The sequence below is a fragment of the Gammaproteobacteria bacterium genome, assembly GCA_019911805.1.
Lineage (GTDB): Bacteria > Pseudomonadota > Gammaproteobacteria > Thiohalobacterales > Thiohalobacteraceae > JAHJQQ01.
On the sequence record JAIOJV010000100.1, the window covers coordinates 27261 to 39692 of the forward strand.

Here is a 12432-nt window from a genome sequence, read left to right on the forward strand (position 1 = left end):
CCATGCCCGGGCGCCTTATCCCGGTCTTCCGCGCTTTCCAGGGTTATAACCGTTCAGTCCCGCGTGCCAAAGATGGCGGTGCCGACCCGTACGATGGTTGCACCCTCGGCGATGGCGGCCTCCAGGTCATCCGACATGCCCATCGACAGGGTGTCCAGGCCGAGCCCCCGGGCGTTCAGGGATGCGAAGCTGCGGCGCAGGGCGGCGAAGGCGGCATGCTGCCGGACGGGGTCACGGCTGGGCGTTGGTATGGCCATCAGCCCGCGCAGCCGCAGCCGTGGCAGCCGGGCGACCACCATGGCCGTTTCCGGGACGTCCTCGGGACGCAGCCCGGCCTTGCTGGCCGCGCCGCTGATGTTCACCTCCAGGCAGATATTCAGTGGCGGGAGCCGGTCCGGGCGCTGGGCACTCAGACGTACGGCGATCTTCAGACGGTCTATGCTGTGTACCCAGTCGAAGTGCTCGGCGATCTTCCGCGTCTTGTTGGACTGTACCGGACCGATGAAATGCCAGACGCAGCCGCGACCCTCCAACACCGTGATCTTGTCCAGGGCCTCGCTCAGGTAGGATTCCCCGAAACAACGCTGGCCCGCATCCAGGGCTGCCTCCAATGCCTCTGCGGAGGCGCCCTTGCTGACCGCCAGCAGCTGGATTTCCTCTGGTGTCCGTCCAGCGGTGTCCGCAGCTGCCATAATCCGCCTCCGCACCGCCTGCAGCCGCACCGGGATGTCGTCTGTTGGTATCACTATACTTTTCGTCGGGTTGTAGCCGGGTTCACACTGGGTGCGCCGCAATCCACAGCACGGCTTCCGTTCAACCTCGGGGGGTCAAGGGTTCGGGGCCGCTGACGCTATCTAATGAGTCCGACGGTCGGCCCTCAGGTTGGCCAGTCCGGAAATCCAGGTCAAGAACAACTTCAGTCCAGGGGTCACGAATGGATATCGCAGAATTGCTCGCCTTCGGCGTGAAGAACAACGCCTCCGACCTACATCTCTCGGCCGGGTTGCCGCCCATGATCCGGGTCGACGGCGACATCCGTCGTATCAACGTCCCGGCGCTGGACCACAAGGCGGTGCATGCGCTCATCTACGACATCATGAACGACAAGCAGCGCAAGGACTACGAGGAATTCCTGGAAACCGATTTCTCCTTCGAGATCCCCAATCTGGCACGTTTCCGCGTCAACGCCTTCAACCATAATCGCGGTGCCGGCGGGGTGTTCCGCACCATTCCGTCCAAGATTCTCAGCCTGGAGGATCTCAAGTGTCCGGCGGTGTTCAAGGACATCGCCGACCAGCCGCGTGGCATCGTGCTGGTGACCGGCCCGACGGGCTCGGGCAAGTCGACGACGCTCGCGGCGATGATGGATCACGTCAACGAGACACGTTTCGAGCACATTCTGACCATCGAGGACCCGATCGAGTTCGTCCATGAGTCCAAGAAGTGCCTCATCAACCAGCGTGAGGTACACCGCGACACCCTGGGGTTCTCCGAGGCACTGCGTTCTGCGCTGCGTGAAGATCCGGATATCGTCCTGGTGGGTGAGATGCGCGATCTGGAAACCATCCGCCTGGCCCTGACCGCGGCCGAAACCGGCCACCTGGTATTTGGTACCCTGCATACCAGCTCGGCCGCCAAGACCATCGACCGTATCATCGACGTCTTCCCCGCGGCGGAGAAATCCATGGTGCGTTCGATGCTGTCCGAGTCGTTGCGTGCCGTCATTTCCCAGACGCTGCTGAAGAGGACCGGCGGTGGACGGGTGGCGGCACATGAGATCATGATCGGGACGCCGGCCATCCGTAACCTGATCCGCGAAGACAAGGTTGCGCAGATGTATTCCGCCATCCAGACCGGTCAGCAGTACGGGATGCAGACCCTGGATCAGAATCTGCAGGAGATCGTGCAGAAAGGCATCGTCTCCAAGGCGGATGCGCGCAGTAAGGCGGCCAACAAGGATATCTTCCGTTAACCGCACGGGGCGTGGGTGACGGGGTGATGCCATGGACATGACTTCCCTGCTGAAGCTGATGGTAAGCCAGAAGGCCTCCGATCTCTTCATCACGGCGGGCCTGCCCCCGACCATCAAGCTCGATGGCAGTATCACGCGCGTGTCGGAAGAGACGCTGTCGTCGGTACAGTCGCGGGATCTCGTCCATTCAGTGATGTCGGCCAGCCAGCGCGACGAGTTCGCCCGTACCCATGAATGCAATTTCGCCATCAGCGAACCGGGGCTGGGGCGCTTCCGTGTCAGTGCCTTCTATCAGCGTAATGACGTGGGCATGGTGCTGCGTCGCATCGAGCGGCAGATCCCGACGCTGGAGTCTCTGAATCTGCCACCCATCATCAAAAGCCTGGCGATGGCCCAGCGGGGGCTGGTGCTCTTCGTCGGTGCCACCGGAACCGGCAAGTCCACCTCACTGGCGGCGGTGATTGGATACCGCAACCAGAACAGCGCTGGCCATATCGTTACCTTGGAGGACCCGATTGAATTCATCCACCAGCACGCTGGCTGTATCGTGACCCAGCGTGAAGTCGGGCTGGATACGGAGTCCTACGAGGTCGGCCTCAAGAACACGCTGCGCCAGGCCCCCGATGTGATCCTGATCGGTGAGGTCCGCACCCGCGAGACCATGGATTACGCCATCGCCTTCGCCGAGACCGGTCACCTGTGCCTGACGACGCTGCATGCCAATAATGCCAATCAGGCACTCGACCGGATCATCAATTTCTTCCCGGAAGACCGGCGGGAGCAGTTGTTGATGGACCTGTCGTTGAATCTCAAGGCCATTGTGGCGCAGCAACTGATCGTCCGTGCCGGTGGCGAGGGTCGCCGTGCCGCCGTGGAGGTACTCATCAACACGCCCCTGGTCGCCGAGCACATCCGTAACGGCGAGATACACAGACTGAAGGAGCTGATGCAGCGTTCCGTGCAGCAGGGTATGAAGACCTTCGATCTGGCCCTGTTCGAACTCTACAAAGCGGGCGAGATCCGCTACGAGGACGCGATCCGGCACGCCGATTCGGCCAACGAGGTGCGGCTTATGATCAAGCTGGATGAGGAGGACCCCAGAAAACTCGCCGATACGATGGCCGGCATATCCCTGCAGGATCCCCACTGACGCGCGGCCTGGGCCCCTAACTAATTCTGAAAACCCTTTATGGCCACGGAAACACACGGAACAACACGGAAAAATCGATTACTGGAAAATCAGGAATATCCTGATTCCCATGCGAGGGGAGCAATGCCTGGATGTATCGGGGCGCTGTAGGGGCGGCAGTCCTGCCGCGATTCATGCGCACGACGAGCACCCAAGCCATCGCGCCAGGAATGGCGCTCCTACGAAAACCTGCTCGGCACCTGTAGGAGCGGCATTCCTGCCGCGATCATGGGGGCGGCGGCCCAAACCAATCGCACCAGGAGTGGTGCTCCTGCGAAGGCCATAAGCATTTTTCCGTGTTGTTCCGTGTGTTTCCGTGGCCATAAAGGGTTTTCCCTCACGCCTCACCCCCACGCACAACATCAGCCCGGGAACACCTGCCGCGCATCGAATACCGGCCCATCCACGCACACGCGCTGCATCGCCGGACCTTTTTCCGTCTCCACGAGCACCGTGCAGCCGGCACAGCCACCGACGGCACAGGCCATGAATTCCTCCAGTGACATCTGACAGGGCAGGGCGAATTCGCGCGCAAGTTGCGCGGTGGCAGCGAGCATGGGGTGCGGGCCGCAGGCGAAGATTTCCACTTCCTCGCGTTGCGCCGCACTCAGGCCGCTGAGCCAGGCACGGGCGAGATCGGTGATATAGCCTTCGAAGCAACCAGGGTAGCCCTGCAGGCTGGCCAGGCGGGAGGGGACACCCCAATCCTCGAGCAGTGGCATGGCGGCGATGACCCCTTCGGGTGCGCCGGGTACGAGGATGCGAGAGGGTTGTGCCTGGAACGGGAACGGTACCTCCGAGCCCATCAATACCAGTGGTTGGCGGCTCCGGTCCGTCTTGAGGTGCTCGGCGAGGAATATCATCGGCGGTATACCCACGCCGCCACCCAGCAGCAGTGCACGCGGCCGGTCATGGCGCGGCTGGAACGGTTTTCCGATCGGCCCCATCACGCTGATGAGCTCGCCGGTCTGGCGCTGTGCCAGCAGGCGTGTGCCCCGGCCGACGACCTTGTACAGGAATTCCACCCAGCCGGCCCCAGGATCGACGCGCATGATCGATAACGGACGGCGCATGGGGAGTTCCGGTGCGCAGGTAATATGTACAAAGCTGCCGGGCCGGGCCTTGGCGGCACACCGTGGCGCCAGCACGCGCAGGACGTGCTGGTCGCCGGCACAGGCCTGGTGGGAGAGGATCTTGGCGTCCTCAACGAAGATGGTGCCGCGGTGCGGGAGGGAGGCAGCTGGGCTGGTCATGCGGGTCAAATATCCGGGTGTCGCGGTGCGGGGCACAAGGTAGCAGATTGCGGTGGAGACGGCGACAGGCGTTAGGCGTTAGGCGTTAGGCGTTAGGCGTGAGGAGTAAAACCTTCTTGGCCACGGAAGCACACGGAAATACACGGAAGAACACGGAAAATTAGGAATGTAAAAGCCCAGGTAGCAACCGCGCAGCTTGCTTGCTGGGATTTTTCAATAATCCTTTTCCGTGTATTTCCGTGTATTTCCGTGTGCTTCCGTGGCTAAAAGAGGGTTTGTCTTTTACGCCTCACGCCTCACGCCTCACGCCTAACGCCTAACGCCTAACGCCTAACGCCTAACGCCTAACGCCTCACTCTCCCCTCACCAGCCGCCCATCACGATAATCCGCCAGGGCCTGTTCGATCTCCTCGCGGGTGTTCATGACGAAGGGGCCATACTGGACGATGGGTTCGCCGATGGGGCGGCCGCTGACCAGGATGAGCCGTGCGCCATCGCCGCCGGCCGTCACCTCCAGGCGCTCGCCTGGGCCGAGCACCGCGAGGTGATGTCGCGGGACCGCCTGCCCCGCGATCGCCGTATCGCCCTCGAAGACATAGACGAATGCGTTGTGGTCGGCATCCGTCGTGCCCTTGTGGAGGAACGGCGTGCCCGGCGCCAGTTCCACATCGAGGTACTGCAGGTGGGTGACCGGATCGTCGATCGGCCCGCGCACGCCGGCATGCGTGCCGGCCAGCACATGCACCCGCACCCCCGGCGCGTCGTGCACCGGGATCGCCTCGGGCGCGATGTCCTGATAAGCGGGCGCGTCCATCTTGCGGGCCGCCGGCAGATTGATCCAGAGCTGGAAGCCACGCATCAGCCCCTCGACCTGACGCGGCATCTCGGAGTGGATCACCCCACTGGCCGCCTTCATCCACTGCGCGCCACCGGTGCGCAGATCACCCTCGCTGCCCATGCTGTCACGGTGCAGCATATGGCCGTCGAGCATGTAGGTCAGGGTGATGAAGCCCCGGTGCGGGTGATCCGGGAAGCCGGCGATATAGTCGTCCGGGTCGTCGCTGGAGAAGTGGTCCAGCAGCAGGAACGGGTCCAGGTTGCGCAGTGCGGGCGTGCCCAGGGTGCGATGCACCGTGACACCCGCGCCCTCGGTGACCTCATGGGCGTCTATCAGCCGGGTGATGCCACGCGCTTCCATAAAACCTCCCCACCTATTGGCGAATGCCTTCCACGGACAGCATCAATTCCACTTCCTGCGAGGCCGGACCGAGATCGCGGGTGATGCCGAAATCGGCGAGCTTGAGCGTGGTCGTGCCGAAGAAACCGGCGCGATAGCCGCCCCACGGATCGTCACCCTGGCCGATGCGTTCGACGTCGATCACGATCGGGCGGGTCACGCCGTGCAAGGTGAAATCGCCGCTCAGCAGCGCCTGGCCGTCGCCCTTGGTCTCGAAGCCGGTGCTGACGAAGCGTGCCTGCGGGAATTTCCTCACATCCAGGAAATCCTTGCCACGCAGATGCTTGTCGCGTTCGGCGTGATTGGAGTCGATACTCGCGGTGTTGATGACGACCTCCACCTTGTTGGCCGCCGGGTTCTCCTCGTCATACGTGAATTTGCCATCAAAGTCGTTGAAGCGGCCGTACAGCCAGCTGTAGCCGAGGTGCTGGATACGGAACTGGATGAAGATGTGCGCCCCTTCGGTGTCGAACACGTACTCGGCGGCCGGCGCGAATGCCGGCAGTGACAGGGCGGCGGCGAGTGCGAGAGCGGGCAGGGATCGTTTGTGCATGGTGTGCTCCTTAAAGACATATGTAAAAAAATGGACCCGAAAATCAGCTCAGTCACGAATGGCGTTTACGTACGCCGGTGTCTTGGAAAAATAGCTACGGAAACGCTTGGTTCCAGGTCAGTGGTTCAGCGGCCGAGCATGCGTCCGAGCGTGCGGTCGCGGTCGATGAAATGGTGTTTCAGGGCGGCCAGCGCGTGCAGTGCGGCCAGTCCGATGAGTGCGTAGGCAAGCAGTTCGTGGATCTCGCCGGCAATGTCCTCCTGATTGTCCAGGCCGCTGATCAGCGCCGGTGCGCTGAACAGGCCGAAGACGTCGATAGGACGGCCGTCGGCGGTGGAGATCAGATAGCCGGCAATCATCATGGTGATCAACAACAGGTACAGCGCTGCGTGCGTGATGCGGCCCAGCCGCCGTTCCCACGGCGCATGGGTGGGTTCCGGCCCGGGTATGGGATCCAGCCACCGCCACGCCAGCCGCAACACCACGGCGATGAGCAGCAGGATGCCGATGCCCTTGTGCAGCTCCGGGCCCCGGTTATACCAGGCATCGTAATAGTCCAGTTCGGTCATCCACAGTCCGAGGATGAACAGACCGATCGTGGCGACCGCCACCAACCAGTGCAGTGCAATGGTGATCAGACCATACTCGGTCGAGGTGTTTCTGAGCATGAGTGTCCGGTCCTTGCGTTGGATATCGGCTGTGTCGCGCGCGACTCCGGCGGCGGTTGCGGGCAGCCGTTCGCCGATCCGCCGCGGCGCTTGGCGGATGGTGTCGCCGCGCAGAACGGTCGGGTTGCCGGGGGTGCACATGCCAATTTCCCGCTACCCCGACGTTTCAGTGGGGAATAGTCTGCACGTTGCCAGTCCTGGGATAAAGAGCTATTGTCTGAACTTACTGTTCTGCAAATGAGAACAATATGGCCCGATTCGAGGAGTTGCAGACCTTCGTGCGTGTGGTGGAGGCCGGTAGCCTGACAGCGGCCGCCGGGCAGCTGGGTATCGCCAAGTCGGCCGTCAGCCGCCGCCTCAGCGAGCTGGAGGGTCGCTTGGGCGCACAGCTCCTGCGGCGCACGACCCGCCGGCTCAGCCTCACCGACACCGGTCGCAGTTATTTCGATCGCGCCCAGCGCATCCTCGCGGACGTGGCGGAGGCGGAGGCGGCGGTGTCGCAGGCGCACGACACCTTGCAGGGGCGGCTGCGGGTGGCGGCACCGTTGTCGTTCGGACTGCTGCACCTGGGGCCGGCCATCACCGAGTTCATGCAATATCACCCGCGGGTCCGGTTCGATCTGGATTTCAACGATCGCCAGGTGGACCTGCTGGCCGAGGATATCGATGTCGCGATCCGCATCGCGCGGCTGGAGGATTCCAGTCTGGTCGCGCGCCGGCTGTGGAGCAGTCGACTGGTGCTGTGCGCGAGTCCCGCGTATCTGCGCGAATACGGGATCCCGGCGACGCCCGCCGATCTCGCCAGCCATCAGGAACTGGTCTACACCAACTCGCCGGGTCCCAGGCAATGGATATTGCATGGCACCGACGATCAGCCGCACCGGGTGCGCGCGCAGGAACGGCTGCGTTCGAACAATGGGGATTTCCTGTGCCGGGCGGCGGTCGCCGGACAGGGTGTGCTGTTGGCGCCGACCTTCATCGTCCACGAACCCTTGCGCAGCGGCGAACTGGTGCCACTGCTGCCGGGCTACACGCATGCGGAGATCTCGGCCTACGCGCTGTACCCACAGACCCGCCACCTGTCACAGCGGGTGCGTGCCTTCGTGAAGTTTCTGGCCGAACGCTTCGCGGGCGTGCCGTACTGGGACCGCGATCTGCCGGTGTAGGCCGCGTCAGTCCATGACGCTCAGGCGTCGCGCTGGAACACCAGTTTCCCACCCACCAGGGTGTGTGTGACCTGCCCTTTCAATTCCCAACCCAGGAACGGGGTGTTCTGGCCCGCGCTGCGGAGCGTCTCGGCTGCCACCCGCCAGGGGCGCTCCGGATCGATCACCACGATATCGGCACGCTTGCCGACGGACAGACTGCCGACACCCTGCGCCTCCAGTCCGAGGATGCGCGCCGGGCCGATGGTCAGGCGTTCGATGACGTCGGTCAGCGTCAGCAGGTTCTCGTCGATCAGGCGCAGCGCCAGGGACAACAGCGTATCGAGGCCGGAGATGCCGGGCTCGGTCGACGGGAAGGGTGCGAGCTTGGCATCGGCCTCGTGCGGCTGGTGGTCGGCGCAGAGCGCGCTGAGCGTACCCCGCGCCAAGCCGGCGCGCAGCGCATCGCGGTCGCGGATGGTACGCAGTGGCGGCTGCACGTGGCACTGGGCGTTGAAGCCGACGAGGTCCATGTCGGTGAGAAACAGATACGGGATGGCGACATCCGCCGTCACCGGCAGGCCGTCGTGCTGGGCTCGCGCGACCATCTGGACGGCGCGGGCCGTGGACAGCCGACAGAAATGCGTGCGCACCCCCGTGTGTTCGACCAGCGCCAGGTCGCGGGCGACGGCGGCGGTCTCGGCCGCCGCGGGGATGGCCGGCAGGCCCATGCGCGTGGTGATGGCGCCCTCGTGTGCGCAGCCGTCGTTGACCAGCCAATGGTCCTCGGCATGGATGAATACGGTGGCGCCGAAGCTCGCCGCGTATTCGAAGGCGCGCCGCTGGACCTGCGAATTGGCCATCGGCCGCCGTGCGTTGCTGAGTCCGCAACAGCCGGCCTGCTGCAGCGCCGCCGCCTCACTCAGCCGCTCGCCACCGAGACCCTGGGTGAGGGCACCCAGGGTGACCACGCGCGAGTAGCCGGCCTGATCGGTGCGCTGGCGGATCAATTCCACGACGGCGGGCGTGTCGATGACGGGGTCGGTGTCCGGTGGACAGCACAGGGTCGTGATACCACCGGCGGCGGCCGCGCGCGTTTCGGATTCGATGGTTGCCTTGTGTTCCTGGCCAGGTTCGCGCAGGTGCGCGCTGAGTTCCACCAGACCCGGGCAGACGATCCGCCCGCGTGCATCGATCTCGGCGTCGGCGCTGAAGTTCGGCGGTGCCGTGTCGATGCCGACGATCTTGCCGCGCTGCACGAACAGGTCGGCTGTCCGGTCCACACCGTTGGATGGGTCGATGACGCGGCCACCGCGGATCACGAAGGCCACGCGTTTGCGCAGCGCAATCATGCGCCGGCTTCCGCGGTAGAGACCTTCTGCCGCATGGCCATGGACATGATTGCCATGCGCACGGCGATACCATGGGTGACCTGTTCGAGGATCACCGAATGCGGTCCGTCGGCAACCTGTGAATCCATTTCCACACCGCGGTTGATCGGGCCGGGGTGCATCACCGTGACATCCGGCTGGGCCAGATCCAAACGCTTCTGGGTCAGCCCGAACAGCCGGAAATATTCGTGTTCACTGGGTAACAAGGCGCCCTGCATGCGTTCGCGCTGCAGGCGCAGCATCATGATGACGTCCACATCCTTGATGCCTTCTTCGAGATTGTGGAAGACATGCACGCCCAGCGTCGTGGCATCCGCCGGGGTCAGGGTGCGCGGTGCCACTACGCGTACTTCGCCCGTATTGAGGATGTTGAGCGCATGGATCTGCGAGCGCGCCACGCGTGAATGCAGGATGTCACCGACGATGGCGACACGCAGTCGGCCGAACTCCGGCCCTTTCACACGGCGGATGGTGAACATGTCCAGCATGGCTTGTGTCGGGTGGGCATGACGACCATCGCCGGCGTTGATGACGCTGATGTGCGGGGCCACATGCCGGGCGATGAAGTGTGCCGCACCCGACTCGCCATGGCGGACCACGAACATATCGATGTGCATGGCCTCCAGGTTGCGCAGGGTATCGAGCAGGGTCTCGCCCTTGATCGCGCTGGAGGCATCGATGTTGATGTTGAGTACGTCGGCCGACAGGCGCTTGGCTGCCAGCTCGAAGGTGGTACGGGTACGGGTGCTGGCCTCGAAGAACAGGTTGACGATGGTCTTGCCGCGCAGCAGCGGGACCTTCTTGACGGTCTGTTCGGTCACGCCGGAAAAGGATTCGGCGGTGTCCAGGATATCCGTCACCAGCTGGTGGCCGAGACCCTCGATGCTCAGAAAGTGGCGCAGCCGGCCGTGGGCGTCTACTTGCAGGCTACCGGACTTCATGCGGGTTTCTGCAGCTCCAGAATGAGCGGCCCTGGCCCGGTGAGTTTGACATGCTCTCGGGGCCCGAGCTCCATGTGGCGGCCGACGACGTTGGCCTCGATGGGCAGCTCCCGGCCGCTGCGTTCGACCAGTACGGCGAGCACGATGGTCGCCGGCCGGCCATAGTCGAACAGTTCGTTGAGTGCGGCGCGGATGGTGCGACCGGTATGGAGCACGTCATCGACCAGGATGATGTTGCGGTCGTCGAGGTCGAAGGGCAGGTCCGACGGCCGAACCTGGGGATTCATACCGATGCGGGTGAAGTCGTCGCGGTAGAAGGAGATGTCCAGGCTGCCGAGCGGCACCTGCAGGCCGAGGCGCTGGTGCAGGCGCTCTGCGACCCAGACGCCACCAGTGTGGATGCCGACCATGGCCGGATCCTCGAGTCCGCGTGACTTGATCAGCTCGCGCAGCTGGGCGGCGGTAATGTCCAGCAGCGCCTCGACCTCGTTGGTGTTCGCCATGCCTCAGTCTCCTTGACTGTCCAGCCAATCTTGCAGAATCACCTGCGCCGCGACCTGGTCGGTGGCGCCGGATCCAGGCAGTCTACCAGCATGTTCCCGCAACCACTGCTCCGCCGTGTGCGAACTGAGCCGCTCGTCGTGCAGGAACACCGGCAGATGGAAGCGGCCCTCCAGGCGGCGGGCGAAGCGCTGCGCGGCGTGTGTGACCTCGCTGGCGGTGTCGTCCAGGTGTAGCGGCAGGCCCACCACCAGGGCGTCCGGGCGCCAGGTCTCGAGCAGGTGCGCGATCTGCGTCCAATCCGGCTGACCGTCACGGGCGGTCAGCGTCGTCAGGGCGGTGGCTGTGCCGGTGATGCGCTGCCCGACGGCGACGCCGATGCGGCGTTGTCCGAAATCGAACCCCAGCAACGTCTGCGGCGCAGCGGCGGCGGTCACGGCAGCGGCGGCACGCCCGGTCTCAGGCATGCCCCTTGTCGCCGGACAGCAGGTTGAGATCCACGCCCAGCAGGGCGGCGGCGGCCTCCCAACGTCGCGACACCGGGGTGTCGAACAGGACCTCGGTCGAGGCCGGCCCGCTCAGCCAGGCGTTTTCGGCCATTTCCCGCTCCAACTGCCCGGCGCCCCAGCCGGCATAGCCGAGCGCGACCAGGGCGCGCCTGGGTCCGCGGCCGGCGGCCATGGCGGCCAGGATATCCTGGGACGCGGTCACGCCGATGGTGGCGTCGATTTGCAACGTCGCCTCCCAGTCGCCCAGCGGCTCGTGGAGGACGAAACCGCGTTCCGTCTGGACCGGCCCCCCCTGAAACACAGGGTGCCGGGCCGTGTCGGGATCGATCTCTTCGACTTCCATGTGCGCCAGGATTTCGCCGAGTTGCATGTCCAGCGGACGGTTGATGATCAGACCCATGGCGCCGTCGGCATCGTGCTCGCAGATGAAAGTGACGGTGTGGAAAAAGTTCGGGTCTGCCAGCGCCGGCATGGCGATCAGGAAGTGGTTGGTGAGGTACTGGGGTGCGTCCATGCACGCTAGTATCGGGCAGGCGCGGGGCAGGCCGCAAGGTCGGCCGCGTGACGGAGGCGGGTTCAGCGCCGGGTGGACAGGCCCTGGTGGTTGAGGAACTCCCAGGTGCGGGTGATATCGAGGATGTCGGTTTCCTTGCGGATCTCCGGTGGCAAGGGAGCGAAGGGCGCGGCCAGTTCCACAATGCGCACGGCCGCGTCGTCCAGCACCTTGTGTCCGGAGGAGTGCAGGATACGGATGCTGCGCACCCCGCCGTCCACGTTGAGAGACACCTGCAGCATCAGGCTGCCGGAGATGCCCTGGCGGCGCGCCTCGTCGGGGTAATTCAGGTTGCCGACGCGCTCGACCTTCGCGACCCAGTCACTCATGTAGGTGGCATACTTGAATTCGCGGGTACGCGCCGATATGAATTTCTGGCGTGGCCGCTGGGCGTAGGCCTGCTGCGCCTGGCGCAGCTGCGCATCGAGGTTGGCCAGTTCCAGGCTGCGGTTGATGAGTTCCGCCGCAGACACCGGTTTGGGCGGCTCCGGCGTCGGCGCCGCCTCCGCCGTGTGCACCC

General features: G+C 64.4%; 14 protein-coding genes. 3 read left to right on the forward strand and 11 right to left on the reverse strand.

The window, feature by feature from the left end; genetic code table 11:
• Positions 1-53 precede the first annotated feature (53 nt).
• A complete protein-coding gene (locus K8I04_13015) occupies positions 54-692 on the reverse strand; it encodes a YggS family pyridoxal phosphate-dependent enzyme (GenBank protein MBZ0072630.1) in 639 nt (212 codons plus the stop codon).
• 242 nt (positions 693-934) lie between these two features.
• On the opposite strand from K8I04_13015, the gene K8I04_13020 reads away from it, so the two are divergent.
• Both K8I04_13020 and K8I04_13025 read left to right on the forward strand, forming a co-directional pair.
• Positions 935-1972, forward strand: coding sequence for a type IV pilus twitching motility protein PilT (locus K8I04_13020; GenBank protein ID MBZ0072631.1), 1038 nt, complete (start codon positions 935-937; stop codon positions 1970-1972).
• A 31-nt stretch (positions 1973-2003) separates the two neighbouring features.
• Positions 2004-3122, forward strand: a complete 1119-nt coding sequence (locus K8I04_13025; protein MBZ0072632.1) for a PilT/PilU family type 4a pilus ATPase — start codon at positions 2004-2006, stop codon at positions 3120-3122.
• Positions 3123-3523: 401 nt separating this feature from the next.
• Here K8I04_13025 and K8I04_13030 read toward each other — a convergent pair whose 3' ends face one another.
• The 4 genes from K8I04_13030 to K8I04_13045 form a co-directional block, all read right to left on the reverse strand.
• Entirely contained in the window at positions 3524-4414 is an 891-nt protein-coding gene (locus K8I04_13030; protein MBZ0072633.1) for a dihydroorotate dehydrogenase electron transfer subunit, read from the reverse strand.
• Between the two features lie 352 nt (positions 4415-4766).
• Complete coding sequence (locus tag K8I04_13035; protein ID MBZ0072634.1) at positions 4767-5612, reverse strand: pirin family protein; 846 nt, start codon at positions 5610-5612, stop codon at positions 4767-4769.
• Between the two features lie 13 nt (positions 5613-5625).
• Positions 5626-6204, reverse strand: coding sequence for a YceI family protein (locus tag K8I04_13040; protein ID MBZ0072635.1), 579 nt, complete (start codon positions 6202-6204; stop codon positions 5626-5628).
• Between the two features lie 125 nt (positions 6205-6329).
• Complete coding sequence (locus tag K8I04_13045; protein MBZ0072636.1) at positions 6330-6872, reverse strand: cytochrome b; 543 nt, start codon at positions 6870-6872, stop codon at positions 6330-6332.
• A gap of 248 nt (positions 6873-7120) precedes the next feature.
• Between K8I04_13045 and K8I04_13050 the strand changes: the two genes are divergently transcribed.
• On the forward strand, positions 7121-8038 hold the full coding sequence (locus tag K8I04_13050) for a LysR family transcriptional regulator (protein ID MBZ0072637.1): 918 nt from the start codon (positions 7121-7123) through the stop codon (positions 8036-8038).
• Between the two features lie 20 nt (positions 8039-8058).
• Here K8I04_13050 and K8I04_13055 read toward each other — a convergent pair whose 3' ends face one another.
• The 6 genes from K8I04_13055 to K8I04_13080 all read right to left on the reverse strand — a co-directional run.
• The gene (locus K8I04_13055; GenBank protein MBZ0072638.1) at positions 8059-9369 is read right to left on the reverse strand and encodes a dihydroorotase; all 1311 of its coding nucleotides are present in this window, start codon (positions 9367-9369) and stop codon (positions 8059-8061) included.
• Positions 9366-10349 (reverse strand): aspartate carbamoyltransferase catalytic subunit, encoded by a 984-nt coding sequence (locus tag K8I04_13060; GenBank protein MBZ0072639.1) that lies wholly within the window; start codon positions 10347-10349, stop codon positions 9366-9368. Before K8I04_13060 ends, K8I04_13055 begins: the two co-directional genes overlap by 4 nt.
• Entirely contained in the window at positions 10346-10852 is a 507-nt protein-coding gene (pyrR, locus tag K8I04_13065) for a bifunctional pyr operon transcriptional regulator/uracil phosphoribosyltransferase PyrR (protein MBZ0072640.1), read from the reverse strand. The genes K8I04_13060 and pyrR overlap by 4 nt, the downstream gene beginning before the upstream one ends.
• Positions 10853-10855: 3 nt before the next feature.
• Positions 10856-11317 (reverse strand): Holliday junction resolvase RuvX, encoded by a 462-nt coding sequence (gene ruvX / locus K8I04_13070; protein ID MBZ0072641.1) that lies wholly within the window; start codon positions 11315-11317, stop codon positions 10856-10858.
• Entirely contained in the window at positions 11310-11873 is a 564-nt protein-coding gene (locus tag K8I04_13075; GenBank protein MBZ0072642.1) for a YqgE/AlgH family protein, read from the reverse strand. The genes ruvX and K8I04_13075 overlap by 8 nt, the downstream gene beginning before the upstream one ends.
• Before the next feature lie 62 nt (positions 11874-11935).
• Positions 11936-12432 (reverse strand): energy transducer TonB (locus K8I04_13080; protein MBZ0072643.1); only part of this gene is annotated, 497 nt, incomplete at its 5' end.

What these genes read in the sequence shown, in the direction of transcription:
- K8I04_13015 (MBZ0072630.1), bottom strand. Translation starts at nt 692, where the DNA reads ATGGCAGCTGCGGACACCGCTGGACGGACACCAGAGGAAATCCAGCTG.
- K8I04_13020 (MBZ0072631.1), top strand. Translation starts at nt 935, where the DNA reads ATGGATATCGCAGAATTGCTCGCCTTCGGCGTGAAGAACAACGCCTCC.
- K8I04_13025 (MBZ0072632.1), top strand. Translation starts at nt 2,004, where the DNA reads ATGGACATGACTTCCCTGCTGAAGCTGATGGTAAGCCAGAAGGCCTCC.
- K8I04_13030 (MBZ0072633.1), bottom strand. Translation starts at nt 4,414, where the DNA reads ATGACCAGCCCAGCTGCCTCCCTCCCGCACCGCGGCACCATCTTCGTT.
- K8I04_13035 (MBZ0072634.1), bottom strand. Translation starts at nt 5,612, where the DNA reads ATGGAAGCGCGTGGCATCACCCGGCTGATAGACGCCCATGAGGTCACC.
- K8I04_13040 (MBZ0072635.1), bottom strand. Translation starts at nt 6,204, where the DNA reads ATGCACAAACGATCCCTGCCCGCTCTCGCACTCGCCGCCGCCCTGTCA.
- K8I04_13045 (MBZ0072636.1), bottom strand. Translation starts at nt 6,872, where the DNA reads ATGCTCAGAAACACCTCGACCGAGTATGGTCTGATCACCATTGCACTG.
- K8I04_13050 (MBZ0072637.1), top strand. Translation starts at nt 7,121, where the DNA reads ATGGCCCGATTCGAGGAGTTGCAGACCTTCGTGCGTGTGGTGGAGGCC.
- K8I04_13055 (MBZ0072638.1), bottom strand. Translation starts at nt 9,369, where the DNA reads ATGATTGCGCTGCGCAAACGCGTGGCCTTCGTGATCCGCGGTGGCCGC.
- K8I04_13060 (MBZ0072639.1), bottom strand. Translation starts at nt 10,349, where the DNA reads ATGAAGTCCGGTAGCCTGCAAGTAGACGCCCACGGCCGGCTGCGCCAC.
- pyrR (MBZ0072640.1), bottom strand. Translation starts at nt 10,852, where the DNA reads ATGGCGAACACCAACGAGGTCGAGGCGCTGCTGGACATTACCGCCGCC.
- ruvX (MBZ0072641.1), bottom strand. Translation starts at nt 11,317, where the DNA reads ATGCCTGAGACCGGGCGTGCCGCCGCTGCCGTGACCGCCGCCGCTGCG.
- K8I04_13075 (MBZ0072642.1), bottom strand. Translation starts at nt 11,873, where the DNA reads ATGGACGCACCCCAGTACCTCACCAACCACTTCCTGATCGCCATGCCG.